This window comes from Paenibacillus arenosi (genome assembly GCF_014841135.1).
Classification (GTDB): Bacteria; Bacillota; Bacilli; order Paenibacillales; family Paenibacillaceae; genus Paenibacillus_B; species Paenibacillus_B arenosi.
The window spans coordinates 93,115-109,085 of sequence record NZ_JACYTN010000017.1 but is presented as its reverse complement, the minus strand read 5'-3'; the positions used below and the strand labels follow the sequence as shown (position 1 = coordinate 109,085).

The following is a 15,971-nucleotide window of genomic DNA, read 5'->3' as shown; positions in this document are numbered from 1 at the left end:
AATGGACGACAGGGAAAAAGTACGTAGATCTCAATGCGTACCATACTTGGCGACGTCCTCAAACCAAATAGTGGATAAACCATTTTGACGGCGAGGAATTTACACATAAATATGGACTTGACCCTAAAATGGGCATTTTCCCTTTAAATAACTGCATTTTTGTCCACAGTCTATATCTACTGTCTATTTTCTATTGCCCACTGTCCACTCTCCACTCTCAAAATCTCGCATCCTCACGACACCATTTCAAATCAAACCACCACCTATAACAGTTTTAATGCCTGCTGTTGTATTTCATACCTAGCAATCCGTTTCCCACCAGGCTCTACTATTGCGCAGAACAGACCTTTCGCTTGTAATGATTGCAGCAACCGCACCGCAGTACGATGACTGACTTCTAGATGACTTGCCACATCCACAGGTTTGAGCGGACGGGCTAGTCTGCAAGCGAGTCGGATCACCTCATGCTCGACTACTTGCTTTAACTGAATCGGCTCTGCCCCTGAGAGATAGCGACTTAACACCATACGCAGCAGCGTTTTGCAGAGCTCAGGCTTATGAGCAATGTCATCATAAGAAAATGAAATAACTTGATAGCCCATAGCCACTAGAAAGGTTTCTCGATTCAACTCGTAGCTATATTTTTGCCGATCCATATCTCGCACATGCGGTCCAAATCCCTTAATTTCTATAATCAACTTCACCGCCGGTGACAACCATGCAAAATCACAAAAATAAGGTTGACCTCTCCAATCTACCACTTCGTATTCAGGATGCAAATGATCAAACTTCCCTTGCAAGGGCCACCATACAAGTTGACAAAACAACTTTTCTGCATGCTGATGACCACGTTCTAGCCTCCCTCTCCTCTCGCCAGTTCTTCGCTTTATATGGCTCTGAATAAATTCATGATGTGCTTCCTCAAAGTTCATGGTAATCACCTTCTCCATGTAACGATTTTTACCTTATAACAAAAAAACGTCCCGCTGCATTCTACTTGAGAATGAAAACGGGACGTTCTTCGTCTGTATGATATTATAGCAGGATTCGATCGTTTGCTCCAGATAATAACAATTACTTTCCCTGAATTCACTCTACCAAATAAGCTATACTGAATGAATTCTGTGATAGACCTTTGACCTTGAACCTTTGTGAGCAAGGCATACTACATGTACTTACGAAATGCTCTCGACTAAATCCTCTCAACTAAGTCGAACACCACTAAGATGGGTCCTATTAAATTGAATTTTACTTATTAAGGGAGCGCTTGTAATTTCATCTCATCTAAAGATTCTAACATTTATCTCAGGCTAAAATCTATCAATATTTCTCAGACACCAGCTTCGCCTGCGTGAACAACAGCAAATAGTCTCTGCCGCCAGCTTTCGAATCCGTACCCGACATGTTGAAGCCGCCGAACGGATGAACACCTACTAACGCGCCTGTACACTTACGGTTGAAGTACAAATTGCCGCAATGCATCCGTGCACGTGCATACTCCAAATGCTCTCGTTTTGCACTAAATACAGCTCCAGTCAAGCCATATTCCGTATCGTTGAATATGGCAATTGCTTCTTCAAAGCTATCCGCTTTACACAAAGCAAGTACAGGACCAAAGATCTCTTCTTGCATAATACGTGCACGTGGAGCCACATCAGCAAATACGGTAGGTTGAATGTAAAATCCGTTACCCTCTGCGATAGAGCCACCAGCGACTAAACGACCTTCTTCCTTGCCAATCTCAATATATTGAAGGATTTTTTCATAGGCATTTTGATCAATAACAGGGCCAATCGCAACATTTTCCACAGCTGTACCTACTGCCAATGCTTTCGTTTTTTCGATGACAAGTTCAACAACAGCATCGTACACATCAGCATGGATAATTGCACGCGAGCCTGCAGAACATTTTTGACCTTGGAAGCCAAATGCGGATTGTACAATCGCAGTAGCCGCTTCTTCAACCGGCGCACTATTATCGACGACAATACCGTCCTTGCCACCCATTTCAGCGATTAGACGCTTGATCCAGATTTGACCAGGTTGAGTACGAGAGATACGCTCATTAATCCGTAAACCTACCTCACGCGAACCTGTAAAGGATACGAAGCGAGTACGCGGATGATCGACAATTAAATCACCGATTTCTGCACCTGAACCAGGAATAAAGTTAATAACGCCAGCAGGAAGACCAACTTCCTCCATCAGCTCAACGAACTTCGCTGCAATTACAGGTGAAGTAGATGCTGGCTTCAGCACGACCGTATTTCCAGCAACAACAGCAGCAGCTGTCATGCCTGCCATAATCGCCAATGGGAAGTTCCATGGTGGAATAACGACGCCTACACCTAGTGGGATATACGTCAATCGGTTATCTTCGCCTTCCAGCACTGTCAAAGGCTGTGGCCCACTTAAGCGAATCATTTCTCGACCATAGAACTCTAAGAAATCTATCGCTTCTGCAACATCTGCATCCGCTTCTCCCCAGTTCTTGCCGACTTCATAGACGAGCCAAGCGGAGTATTCAAACTTCCGTCTGCGCATAACAGCCGCTGCCTTGAACAGATAGCCTGCACGCACTTCTGGATCAACATACTGCCAAGTCTGGAACGTAGCATCTGCAACTGCGATCGCACGCTGTGCCAGTTCCGCATCTGCTTGAGAAAGATGCCCGATTACTTCGTCTTTATTACCAGGGTTGATCGAAATAACCTGCTTCTCCGTTACGATCTTCTCTCCATTTATGATAAGTGGATACGAGCGTCCAAGCTCACTTTTCACTTGCTTCAATGCTTGCTCCATCGCTTGTCGATTAGCCTCTACCGTAAATGCTGTGAACGGTTCGTTGCGAAATGCTGCTATTGTCATCGATAAATTCCTCCTATGAATTCATTATGATTTGAATAAGGACTTCAGTACGAATAACACATTAGCGGGACGTTCAGCCAAACGACGCATAAAGTAGCCATACCAATCGTCCCCATAAGGCACGTATACACGCATGGTGTAACCTTCATCAGCTAACTGCTGCTGTGCTTGCACCCGAATGCCATACAACATCTGAAACTCGAATTGACTCTTCGGAATGCCCTTTTCCTTAACGAACTGCTTCACATGCTCGATGATAGCTTCATCGTGTGTGGCGATAGCTGCGTAATTACCGTCAAGCAAATGCTGCTCGATGATTCGCTTAAAATTGCGATCCACATCTTCTTTACGTGGAAAAGCAACCTCATGCGATTCCTTATATGCACCTTTCACTAGACGCAAGTTAGGACGATACACGGCAAGCGCGGAAATATCATCTGCACTCTTATAGAGATAGGCTTGAATAACAAGTCCAATCGTCTCTCCGTATTCCTTCCGTAACTGTTCAAATATTTCGATGCTTACACGGTTACGCGCGTAATCTTCCATATCGATTCGCACAAAGTTGTTGTACTGCTTCGCTACATCCAAGATCATGCGCATATGCTTCATGCACAGCTCCACAGATATATCAAGCCCTAACTGCGTCATTTTCAAAGACAAATGAGAGTTCGCACCGCTGCTTGCAATCTCATGCAAGGTACGGATGCAATAATCAGTTGCTTCACGCGCTTCCTCTGCTGTCGTGATGAACTCTCCAAGATGATCGAGTGTTGCGACGATACCTTTCGCATTCAATTCTCTAATCGCTGTAACCGCTTCCGAAATTTGCACGCCAGCGACGAATCGCTTTGCTCCAAAGCGGAGCCCATACTTTTTGGCTGTGCGGTTTGCAGCTCTATTTTTAGATAAAAACAAAAAGGTGTTCCGCAATAGACTTTCCATCTACTAAAACGCCTCCTAGCCCTTTCAATAGTGTTTAATTTTTGAACACTTTTTCAGCTATTGATTAATTATAATCACATGTGGTTTATTTTGTAAATACATATACAGGAAGTAATTCATTTCACAATCTACGGAAAGTGGAAAGACCGTTGCAAACCAATACTACGTTTGACATAATATGGACAACAGCTTTTGTGGGAGAGGACATATGTGATATGAAGCTAGAAATGAATCAACAGGAACCTGTCCAATCATGGACAGCGTTAGAACAGCATGCGTTGCTTAATGGACTGCTCGACACGATAAATGATGCAGTCACTGTCGTGGATAAGGATGGAATCGTCCTCTACTGGAATCATCAAGCAGAGATTATGTACGGCATTTCTCGTGTATCGATTATTGGAAAGCGTATTGCAGCGTTTTTCCAACGGGAATCGATTATGCTGTTTCAAGTAATGGAGAGCGGGACGGAGATTCGTCAGCTTTATCATGAACCACGCCCAGGCGTACACGTCATGATCAATACGAGCCCCATTTTCGACGTGAAAGGTCAACTACTTGGAGCAATCGCAATCGAGAGCAATATGACCTCATACGTCAAATTAAGCGCGGAAATGTATCGAAAGTCCGACGGTGAAAAGTTTGTTTCTGTAGTGGCTCCATTTAAGCCCGAACAACTGAATCGAGCAAGACTCGTCGTGGAGCGTAAACGTCCACTGCTGCTTGCAGGTGAAGTCGGATCAGGAAGACGCAGCTGTGCGGAGTGGATATATGATCAATTAGAATTGGAAGGTCTTTTCGTCACCATGAGTTGTGCGAACATTCCGGAGGGCATGCTCGAAGCCGAGTTGTTCGGCTATCAAGGCGAAGGTGATAGCGAGCGGCCAGGGAAGCTAGATCAAGCGGAGAACGGCATCCTATTCCTTAAAGATGTCGATCAGCTCCCCCTGCCTGTACAAGAGAAGCTGCACGATATGCTGACTAGCGGCAGCTATAGCCGCATGAAAGGCAGTGTGCAGCTCACTTGCCGCTGCCGCATCATCGCAACGTATACGGGTGCAGCGCAGCGCGAGGAAGATGCCGAGCTGCCGGTAACTTGGCTGCCTGCGCTGTACTACACGTTCGTGCAGCACCATGTGCCTGCTGTACGCGAACGTGTAGAAGAGCTGCCGCAGCTGTGCAATTTGTACATTGCGGAAGCCGCAGATAAGTACGGCTTCCCGCATCCTGTGCTCCAGCACGATGCTATGGCACAAGTTGCGGCCTACGATTGGCCGAACAACTTGCCGCAGCTGCGCAGTGCGATGGAGCATGCTGTCCTCGCCGCCCAAGATGCGGGCGCGAGCGCTATTTCAGCGAAGGAGCTGCCGGACTATGCACGGCTGACGACGCTCGCTGAGCTAACCGAGGATGAGCTGCCATTGAGCGCTCATTCCGAGGAGATGGAGCGCAGCCGCATTGGTGATGCGCTGAAGCGCGCCCAGGGCAACAAGGCACGAGCTGCCCGGATGTTGGGAATATCGCGCGGCGCTTTGTATTACAAGCTCCGCCAATATGAGCTTGAATGACAGAAGAAGAACCACCACAACAAATGATGGGTTCTAATGAAGGTTGTCATCATCATTTGTTGTACAGACTGAAATGAAGCCAAACTTGTAGGTAGAATGAATTTCTATCACAAGATAAGAAGGCCACCCTGCTCTAACATAACAGAGCTGGATGGCCTTCTTTCATACTATTACTACTTATTTAGAATCTATTAGCTTCTTCAAGCGCAGTAGCAGCGTTGCCGCCTCCGCGCGAGTAATCGCTTCTGCAGGTGCGTATCGTCCATCCTTCTTGCCTTGAATGACACCATGCTTCTGTAATGCTAGCACAGAACGCTTCGCCCAATCGGGTATAGCAGCAGCATCTTGGAACGCACTTTCCTTCCCCTGCTCCTCGCTTACCGTATCCCATTCCATAACACGCGCCACAATGGCTGCCAGTTCAGCACGGCTAACTTGTTCTTCCGGGCGGAAAGTTCCGTCCTCATAACCAACGATCCAACCTTTTTCCACCGCTAATTTGACCGCTGCAATTGCCCATGCAGCAATATGCCCACTGTCTTTGAAGCGCAATGTCTCTACTTGCTTCGCCTCCACACCTGACAATCGCGCCAGCAGCACAGCAAACTCTGCTCGTGTTAACGTTTGCTCAGGCTTAAATGCAGCATCCGTTATACCTTGCACCAAACCTTGAGCATACGCTTCACAAATACGAGCGCCTGCCCAATGCTCGCTCACATCTAAAAATAAACAAGGCTTCAGCATAGAGGAATCTTGCTTATCAGGTCGATCAGACGTCTCTTTGCGTACAATAAATAGAGTGTAGTCCGACTTATCGCCATTTTCGGCTTTCACCGTAAACTTAAATTCATTTTGTCCCAGCTTCAACGGCAACTGCTTCTTGCCTTCCCACTGCTTGCTATCTATCCAAACCGTGGCTGCCTTATGATCTGGCTTTACTTCCATTTCGATTTGTTCTTGCACCGTTGTGAATTCATAGCGTCCTGCTACCTGGCTCCATACTGCTTCCGACGCTGTGTGCTTTCCTTGTTCGAACAACTGCACGGAAGCAACAGCCTTATTACTGGATAATGCTGCCCCACCAATCGGACCTCCATAGGAAGGCTGTTTCCGTGGTTGAACCGAAGGCTGATTAGGCAAGGTTACTTTAACGATTAACGGCACCCCTGTCAGTCCCGTCTTATCCTGCGCCGTCACTTCGAATTGATATGTCTTACCAGCTGTTAAGCCGCTACTCCATGTATGCGAATATACTTGCCCTGTAACCGTCACAGGGGATAACACATTGCTTGTCTCACGAATCCGATAGGCTGCCACACCATCTGTATCGACAGCAGCTGGCCATAACAATGTTAACGTGCTTTCACTCACATCTTTATATTGCACAATAGCTCCTGCTGACCATTGCGGTGCTTTTACTGGAACCGTGACAGGCGGATCAATTGGCGGCACGACCACATCAGGCAAAGTGACGACTGTTAGGAGCGGTGCACTAGGCAGACCTTTTGCATCCCGAGCCTTTAATTCAAATTGATACGTCTTGCCAGCCTCAAGTCCGCTGTTCCATGTGTGCGAATATACTTGCCCTGTGACTGATACTGGAGCCAATGCTCCGTTCGTTTCGCGAAGCTCATAGGCCAATATCGCATTTGCACCTATGGCAGCTGGCCATGACAATGTCAACGTGCTTTCATCTACATTGGATGGATGCAGCGACGCTCCTGCCGGCCACTGTGGGGGCAGTTCATCTGGTGGATCGATTGGTGGAACTTCCACAGTAGGCAATGTTACCAGCTTCGTCAAAGGTTCACTTACTGATCCTTTTTTATTTTTCGCCCTCACCTCGAACTGATACGTACCTCCTGCCAACAATCCTGTGCTCCAGCGATGTGCAAGTACGTAACAAGGTACGCTTACTGGCGGTAGCAATCCATTTTTCTCGGTAATCAGATAGTTTGTAATATCCTCTTTCCCTTTCGCTGCTGGCCATGACAGCGTCATGGAGCTTGACGTTACATCAAGCGGCATCAAAGCTGCCCCCACAGACCATTGTGGCGGGTCCTGTTCATCATCTTCAATCTGAACAACTATCTGGCTCGGCGAGCCAAGCTTGGCACCGCGGGTTGGTGATGATAACTTTACAGTGAAGCTGCGCTCAGCATTACGCCTGTTATTATCGATTACCGGAATGGTTATCGTCTTCTCCGTCTCACCCGCTGCGAAAGTCAATACACCTGTCGAAGCGACATAGTCAACAGCCGCCAAGCCCGTACCGTCAACAGTCTCATATACGACACTCGTCACACTTTGTCGATCGCCAACACGCTTCAATTGCAATTGAACTTGTCCTGCATGTTCCTGTACTTTGATTACCTCTTGTCCGAATTGGAATGTACTTGAAGAATAATTTGCGGTGTAGAGGAAATGTTCATCCAAATAGCTCGCATCAGCAATGGAAACATCGAGTTTTCCGTCACCTGTAAAGTCTCCAATTGATACCATGGACCTAGAAGGACCAAAAGTATTCAACTTGTCTAGCAAAGTGGAAGAAAATGAGAACGTTCCATTTTCATTAAGCAATACCTTGAATGCTGTATGAGTAATGAGTAAGAGGTCTGGTTGACTATCTTGATTGATATCATGAGCAATAATGGATTTAATATGATAGCGATCTTCGCGTAAAGATTTACTCCGTAGGAAGGAAGAAGAAGCGTCTCCATAATAAATTTCAATGTTATCTTTTGATAATGCCACAATATCATCATATCCATCTTTGTCAAAGTCTTCTGTAGTCACACTTGTTAAACTTGCATGCCTCAATTGCACTGCTTTCGCAAATGTTCCATCGCCTTGATTCGTGTATGCAGTCAATTTATTGTTAGTGGAGACAACAACGATGTCCTCTTTCCCATCACCATTCCAGTCTCCACTTCCTTGTTCATAAAGTGATCCCGTTGCCTGAGAACGAGCTATCTCTGTAAATGTATAATTTGTACTGCCTTGCAGCAATACAAGCTTATGATCTATAGTACTATATAGAATATCAGTTATTCCATCATCAGAAAAATCTGCTACCCTGAGTGCAGTAACATTAGGTAGCGTAAGAGTTGTTTTTTTCATAGAACTTGCATTCGTCATGTTCGCTTCAACAATACAGATTTCTGTATCATGCCTATAAATGAAATCCGCAATCCCATTACGATTCCAATCGGCTGTACTATGAATACTCCCTCTACAAGTACCAGACGCTACAAATATACCCTCTGTCGGTAACACTTCAGCATAGTTGAGCATTTGATATGTTTTATCATGGCTCTCTGTAACAAAATCTTCAATTCCATTTCCATCGATGTCCGCTGTAAACACGGTGGATTTCACCCAATTTTTCGAGTATAAGTACTTTAAATAATTAAAGTTCTTTTCAGGCAGTGTTGAGGTATCACCAATCGTAACCACTTCTGATAATGGTTCGCTTTTTTCACCTAATGTATCTACAGCAACCACTTGGAACTGATAAACTTTTCCACCTTGCAATCCACTTGTCCACGTGTGGCTGTATACATCCGCTGTTACCGTCTTAGTCGGGAGGGCTTGATGTACTTCACTAATCTCATAAGCCTCGATTCCATTTGAGTCCAAAGCTGCTGGCCAAGCCGCTGTTAACGAAGAAGAGCTAACATCTCTAATCACGAGCTTTCCATCACGTGGCCAATTCGGAGCAGTATCTACAGGTGGCGTCGTATTATCGTCTTGAATATGAATCATGATTGAGGAATTGCGACCTAGAGTATCACCTGCATTAGGTTGCGATAAATGTATAGAAAAGTTTCTTCCTTCACTAGGAATGTCACTGCCTAGCCGTGGAATAGATATCCAAGCCTCAGTCTCACCTGCTTGGAACTCTAAGATTCCTTTCTTGTACAAATAATCTTTTCCTGCAAGAGCCGTATCATTTTTTGTTTGGTATCCTAATTTCGTATGTGGCTTACTTCCTCCCGTTCTCACTACTTTGACTTGCACCGTTTTACGATTCTCTGATACAAACTGCTCACGGCTTTCGAATTGAATTCTCCCTTCCAGTGGTTTCATATTTATAAATACTTCAATGAAAGCAGATGTAAATCCTATAATGTCTGTTTTTCCATCCATATTAAAGTCTGTAAATATTTTGGGCTCGTAATAGTTCGAAGGAAATGTAATTGGAAACGCTGGAACTGTTTTTTGTCCATTATGGTTCCAATACAAACTCCATGAATTATTTTCCTTTACCATAAAATCGACGTATCCATCGCCGTTATAATCACTAAGGTCTACAATGTCTCCATTTTGCGTGAAATCGATTGTAGTAACTCGTTGAAATGTAGATTTTTTATCCCCGTGATAGATAAGGAGCTCGTTGGAAGGTGGATTAAATACAATGTCATCTAGTCCATCTTGATCAACATCCTTTATATCTAGGAATGATTTCTCATATGCCTCTATTCCGATATCTTTCACTGCAGCCTGCTGGAAGGATCCATCACCTTGGCCCGTAAAAGAAAACACATAGCTATGAGGACCCTGGTAGTTAACAAATGCAAAGTCTACAATACCATCCCCGTTCCAATCTCCTGTTGCGATACGACGAATATATGAATCTTCATAGTAATTATTATATTTATGTTCACCTATCTTCTCGAATGATAAATTGCTGCCACCTTTGTAATATTGCACATGAGAACCGTTGCTTAAAATAATATCCTTTACCTTATCGTTATCGAAATCAACGATTACAAAACTTTGAACATAGTTACGTGCTTCAGATGGAGGAATAGAAATGGTATGTTTCAACTCATAAGAACCGCTGTTATTCATGCTAAAAACTACGATCCCTTCGCTATCAATATTAATAATCTCCAGTCTTGAGTCACCAATAATATCACTAAGTTGAATCAACCTTGCTATATGAGGCGCTGGAACTTGAATCACTTCTTTAACAGTTGTACCATCTATCTGGTTTTTACTCACTTCAATAGCCCTGTTATTTAACTCGACAAAATCGCTAACGTTATTACCATCAAGGTCACCAACAGTTGAAAATTCAAATTTTTGGGATTGAGCAAATTGATGCTTGAGCTTAAATATTTCATTCGATATACTGGCCACCTGCTGCGGCTGTGCCTTCTGTTGTTGAGCCTGTACCAAGTTGGGCGGTAATGCGATTGTAAGCATCATGAGGACTGAGAGCATGAGTGAGATACGACGATAATAACTGCTCTTTGACATTCTACATTTCTCCTTTTCTCTTTTTATTACGATACATTCCGTAACAACAGTCTATTCACCCCAAGAAGATAAAAATTATACAAACAAGTATAAAAATGTGTCGGAAGTATAATAACATATTCACTCTTACATATGTATATATTGTCAAAAATAGTGATTAAATCACATAATTCAGCATTAATTTTGTTTTTTATCGATTCAGGCATGTAAATCTTGCTACTAATGGTCACTATGTAGTCCAATTCCCGTGTGCCATACATTGTTGCATGAACTTCGAACGGTTAAAAATAAATAAAGAACAAAAATAACCGCTTCCCGATAAAATGCCGGGAAACGGTCACAACATAAAAGTATGTTTTTCGTAGTGTCTACTAGACAGAGTTGTTGCCACTAGCAGCTAGCTTTCGTGTTTACCGATGTCAATGTTGATGGCTATGAATGTGTTCGTGACTATGTCCACTGTGATCATGACTATGATCGTGAGCGTCTCCCGCTTGCGGCCCAACTTTACAAATCAAATCCCCATGCTCAACTGAGGAATCTTCAATTTGAACCGCAGTATGTGTAAGCTCATACTTGTCCTTCAAGAGCCTTAGTACCTCATTTAACACAGGGTAACTATCCGTCCCGTCTTTGACCTTCAAATGGCAGCTCAATGCGTCGAATCCTGAGGTTACCGTCCAAATATGGAGGTCGTGAACATGAATAACACCTGGAATACCTGCCAGTGTCTGGCTTACTTCCTCCGTATCTATTCGAGAAGGAGCACCTTCCATTAATACATTAACCGAATCCCTCGTCACACGCCATGCACTTATAATAATTAGAATAGCTACGATAATACTAATAATCGGGTCTGCTACATACCATTCGAACTTCCACATAATGAATCCAGCTACAATGGCACCAATCGAACCGAGCATATCACCAAGTACATGCAAATAGGCACTGCGCATATTCAAGTTGTTTTTAATATCGCCTCTCATCAATACGTAAGCGGCTGCAATGTTTGCTAATAGACCAGCAAATGCAATCCCCATCATCGACAAGCTCGCTACTTCCTGCGGATTTATAAGTCGTTCATAAGCTTCCCATAGGATAACGCCAGAAATAAGAACGAGTGTAATACCATTTATAAATGCAGCTAAAATTTCAAATCTGTAAAATCCATAGGTCTTCTTCGGCGAAGGCTTTTTTGCTGCAAAAATCATCGCAATCAAGCTGAGCAGCAGCGATGAAGCATCGCTAAGCATATGCCCTGCATCCGACAATAACGCAAGGCTATTTGTAATGATGCCCCCCACCACTTCCACGATGAGGAAGACGAATATAATAATTAAGGACCAGAACAGCGCTTTCTTATTCGCGCCCCTTCCATGTGAATGCCCATGATCGTGTCCGTGAGCATGGCTATGTCCGTGATGCAAGCCCATAGTAAGTTCCCCTTTCGTTCCATAACATTTCCTTTTGTTACCCACATTATACCGTTTGTTATTATAATATTCAAGTAATTGTTTGATTGTTGTTGGAAAATTGATTTCTTCCCCATAGTTAACCGTCCTCATAAGCTTTAGCATTTACTCTTTGATCCTTATTGATCCCTTAATCTTTAGTATTTAATCTCTAGTACTTAACCTTTGATTTTTAACCTTTATCTCCCGCAACCGGTTACAGCAAAAAGACCGTCACTTATCGTAACGGTCACATTGTTGAATTACCTTATCATTTTAAACTCATCTTCTTCACGCTCTCAAAGAGGCTTCCTTTTTATGAGCGTGAAGATTGGATAGGGTAAACCGACTGTGTGGCAAAAAACATTCCTGCAAAAGTGCAGGTTTTTAGTACTTCATTTCCATTTATAAGGACAAAGCCTGCATTTATGCAGGCTTTTAGCCCAATATGGTGAGGATTCAGCGCATTTGAAGGCATAAAGATGCACATTTGCATCTTTTCACCTATAATTGCCACCTCATGCCTCAAAAGGATGTACATTTGCAGGAATAACACTTTCATCCCCATCAATCCCAAATAACCTATTTCGCATCCACCAAATCAATAAGCGAAGAGTATCTCCGCTTATCGAGTGTATCGCTTATCTTCGCGTACTCTTCGTCCAAAAGCCGCCGTGTAACTGCGTCGGTTCATACGTTACAATAAACGCCTTCGGTTCTATTTCCAATATCGACTTGTACAGCTTCTTTTGATTTTTTCGCTTTGCCAGCACTTCATACATCATACGATCTCCATCACGTCCATGCCCGATCCAAGTCGTGACGCCATAACCGGAATCACGAAGTTTGTTCGCTAATTGGGTGGTCTCTGGATCGTTCACGATTATGCGCAAAGTCACGTAACCTAGCGCTATCTTTTCTTCTATCCATGTCCCAACAAGGACACCAAGACCGTAACCTACCGCATAGACGATCAAACTAATCGGCTGATCCAAATATTGCAGCACCATATTAAGCCCCAATACATAAATCGTAATCTCAATACAACTTATGCCTGCTGCATAATATCGTTGGTTCTTCAATGTCAAAATCATTCGCAGTGTGAAGAACGTGACATATACAATTTGGATGACAAATATGGAAATAAGGATTTCAATCATAAATCTATTCGCTCCTGTCAATGATCACTACTGTTCGCTACATTACCCCACTTAAGTGTTTTCTAACCTTGTAAAATAAGGAAACGAAGCACTTTCGCAAATAACTAGCTCAACACTAGAGTCAATCAAGAGCATCCACCGCCTATCTCTGAATCTGAATCTTTACTGCATTATTTACATGCATCTTCACATGAATCTATACTGCATCATTTACTGTATCAATGATTATAGAAATGAATTATCCATTTTACGCCGATAACAAGAAGCATTAATCCGATCGATACGGTCAGCTCACCCATAGCGCCGTATATATCACCAGATAATCCGCCGATCCTTCGCTGGACCACACAAGCTATCCAATGCGTTACACTAAGCAGAATAAGAATAAGTATTAGTGAACCAGCAATTCCCCATATCCATGAATCCTGCATAGTAATAACCGCCAATATCGTAGTTGGTTCATACAGCCCCGCGTACGAAAGAACAGCAGTGATAAACACACATATGCCAAATAAAACTAGCATAACGATTGCTGATACGAGCAAATGCGTACGGTTCGTCCCCATAAAATAGCGACCTAAACCAGATTCCGCTTCGGTATGTGGATACACGACAATCGCCCATACCATGACATAGCGGCTCATAATAAATGGCAGCGCGACAAGCGGACTCCAACTATTCATTTCGAATAGTGCACCGATAAATGACCATTGCATAAGCAGAATCAGTACACAAGCAAGTACACCCATTGCACCTACTCGACTGTCCTTCATGATTTCGATAACTTTGTCACGATCACGGTTGCTTAACATGCCATCTGCTGTATCCATAAGCCCATCCATATGCAGCCCACCTGATAACACCACCGCAAAAAATACGAGCAACGCGGCCGCTGGATATGCTGGTAAAACTAGCTGGAGAAGCGCTCCTGCAAGCCATATGCACAGTCCAATTGCGGCGCCTGCCAATGGAAACCAGATGGTGCTAAGCTTAAGCACTTCAGGCGTGAATGGTACTTGCTTGCGGATAGGGATCCTCGTCAGAAATTGCAGCGCAGCGATGGCACTATAGAAATGAGTTTTCATAGCTGTACCATCCTGCTCTTCAGTTCAATCGGTATCCCAGCTGTAACAAGATACACCTCGTCAGCCAATGAGGCTACGCGCTGATTCAACCTGCCCGCATGATCGCGGAATGTTCGTCCTAGCTCGTAAGCAGGCACAACACCACTGCCTACTTCATTTGTAACGAGAATAACAGTCCCTTGTTTGCTAAATTGCCCTACAGCCTCTTCTAATTGATCAATTCGATCAGCTAGCAATTGATCTCTATCTGGCCGCTGCTCAACGGCCAACAGCTCATTCGACAACCAGACTGTGAGACAATCAACTAGCACATAAGAGGATGTTTCCTGCCGCAGCTGCTCTGGCAAGTCCACGGAACATTCTTTACCACTCCAAACATAACCACTGCTGGCTCTATCCTGTTTATGCCTGTTTATACGCTCTGTCATTTCCTGATCAAAAGGCTGTGCAGTAGCATAGTAACAACTCCCTGCTGGAGCTAACTTCATCATATACTTCTCAGCAAATGTACTCTTTCCGCTGCGAGCACCGCCTGTTACAAGGATAATGCGATGGCTGCTCATGCTTCCTTCCCCGATACACCAGCTTGAGCGAATGTAGCCATTTCGCGCATAATCGAGCAGGCAGAATCAAGCAACGGAAAAGCAAGCACAGCTCCTGTTCCTTCACCTAGGCGCATATTCAAGTGCAGCACAGGCTGTAGTTCCATTTCACGGAGAACGGCTAGATGCCCTCTTTCCTCTGACAAATGAGAACTTATCAAATATGGATGGACATCAGGAACAAGACGAACAGCCGCAAGTGCAGCAACACTTGAGATGAACCCATCAATAACTATTGGTACACCATGCTTCGCTGCACCAATAATGACACCGACCAAACCACCAATTTCAAGCCCGCCCACTTTAGCTAGCACATCCAAAGCATCATTTGGATCTGGCGTATTTACATGTAATGCTTGGCGCACAACATCACATTTATGCTTCCACAACTCATCACCAATACCTGTCCCTCTGCCAACTGTATCTTCAGGATGCAAACCTGTAAATGCACACAGCATAGCTGAGCTTGCAGTCGTATTGCCAATTCCCATTTCCCCAGTAGCGATCAATCGATAGCCTTCACCAATCAATTGCTCTGCAACTTCGATGCCCACACGGATCGCTGCTTCCGCTTCTTCGTGGCTCATAGCTGCTTCCTTAGCCATATTCGCTGTACCGCGCTTTACTTTGCGTGACAATAGATTAGGGTGCTCCAAATCAGCATTTACGCCAATATCAACACAATACACATCCGCACCTGCTTGTCTTGCAAGCACATTAACAGCGGCGCCTCCATGGACAAAATTCATCACCATTTGTGGGGTTACTTCAGCAGGGAAAGCACTCACTCCCTCGGCACATACTCCATGGTCACCCGCCATGACAATGACAGCACGCTTTTCGATATCAGGAACAAGCTGCCCTGTGATTGCAGCAAGCTGCATCGACAACTGCTCTAACACCCCAAGACTTCCTTGCGGCTTCGTCAATTGATTCTGATGATCAAGTGCAGCTTGGCGCACTTCATCATTTAATTTTGGAATAGCTGGAATCCAATTTGTTTGCATCATGTTCATTTCACCTCATC

10 protein-coding genes are annotated in these 15,971 nt (G+C 44.2%); 1 reads left to right on the top strand and 9 read right to left on the bottom strand.

Annotated features, from left to right (window positions below):
* Positions 1–263 precede the first annotated feature (263 nt).
* The 3 genes from IFO66_RS17325 to IFO66_RS17315 all read right to left on the bottom strand — a co-directional run bounded on the left by IFO66_RS17325 (position 264) and on the right by IFO66_RS17315 (position 3,813).
* Entirely contained in the window at positions 264–932 is a 669-nt protein-coding gene (locus tag IFO66_RS17325; protein WP_192026362.1) for a DUF559 domain-containing protein, read from the bottom strand.
* A gap of 388 nt (positions 933–1,320) precedes the next feature.
* On the bottom strand, positions 1,321–2,868 hold the full coding sequence (gene pruA, locus IFO66_RS17320; RefSeq protein WP_192026361.1) for an L-glutamate gamma-semialdehyde dehydrogenase: 1,548 nt from the start codon (positions 2,866–2,868) through the stop codon (positions 1,321–1,323).
* Positions 2,869–2,892: 24 nt separating this feature from the next.
* The gene (locus tag IFO66_RS17315) at positions 2,893–3,813 is read right to left on the bottom strand and encodes a proline dehydrogenase family protein (RefSeq protein WP_192026360.1); all 921 of its coding nucleotides are present in this window, start codon (positions 3,811–3,813) and stop codon (positions 2,893–2,895) included.
* 215 nt (positions 3,814–4,028) lie between these two features.
* Between IFO66_RS17315 and IFO66_RS17310 the strand changes: the two genes are divergently transcribed.
* Positions 4,029–5,381: a sigma 54-interacting transcriptional regulator gene (locus IFO66_RS17310; protein WP_225445845.1), complete on the top strand. Its 1,353-nt coding sequence runs from the start codon at positions 4,029–4,031 to the stop codon at positions 5,379–5,381.
* 177 nt (positions 5,382–5,558) lie between these two features.
* On the opposite strand, the gene IFO66_RS17305 is transcribed toward IFO66_RS17310, so the two are convergent.
* The 6 genes from IFO66_RS17305 to cobT form a co-directional block, all read right to left on the bottom strand.
* Positions 5,559–10,646, bottom strand: coding sequence for an FG-GAP-like repeat-containing protein (locus IFO66_RS17305; RefSeq protein WP_192026359.1), 5,088 nt, complete (start codon positions 10,644–10,646; stop codon positions 5,559–5,561).
* 419 nt (positions 10,647–11,065) lie between these two features.
* Complete coding sequence (locus tag IFO66_RS17300; protein ID WP_192026358.1) at positions 11,066–12,079, bottom strand: cation diffusion facilitator family transporter; 1,014 nt, start codon at positions 12,077–12,079, stop codon at positions 11,066–11,068.
* Between the two features lie 659 nt (positions 12,080–12,738).
* A complete protein-coding gene (locus IFO66_RS17295; RefSeq protein ID WP_192026357.1) occupies positions 12,739–13,257 on the bottom strand; it encodes a DUF2179 domain-containing protein in 519 nt (172 codons plus the stop codon).
* A gap of 218 nt (positions 13,258–13,475) precedes the next feature.
* Positions 13,476–14,342 carry an adenosylcobinamide-GDP ribazoletransferase gene (gene cobS / locus IFO66_RS17290; RefSeq protein WP_192026356.1) on the bottom strand — a complete coding sequence of 289 codons (867 nt, stop codon included), beginning with the start codon at positions 14,340–14,342 and terminating at the stop codon, positions 13,476–13,478.
* Positions 14,339–14,905, bottom strand: coding sequence for a bifunctional adenosylcobinamide kinase/adenosylcobinamide-phosphate guanylyltransferase (gene cobU / locus IFO66_RS17285; protein WP_192026355.1), 567 nt, complete (start codon positions 14,903–14,905; stop codon positions 14,339–14,341). The genes cobS and cobU overlap by 4 nt, the downstream gene beginning before the upstream one ends.
* Positions 14,902–15,960: a nicotinate-nucleotide--dimethylbenzimidazole phosphoribosyltransferase gene (gene cobT, locus IFO66_RS17280; protein WP_192026354.1), complete on the bottom strand. Its 1,059-nt coding sequence runs from the start codon at positions 15,958–15,960 to the stop codon at positions 14,902–14,904. The genes cobU and cobT overlap by 4 nt, the downstream gene beginning before the upstream one ends.
* Between the last annotated feature and the right edge of the window lie 11 nt (positions 15,961–15,971).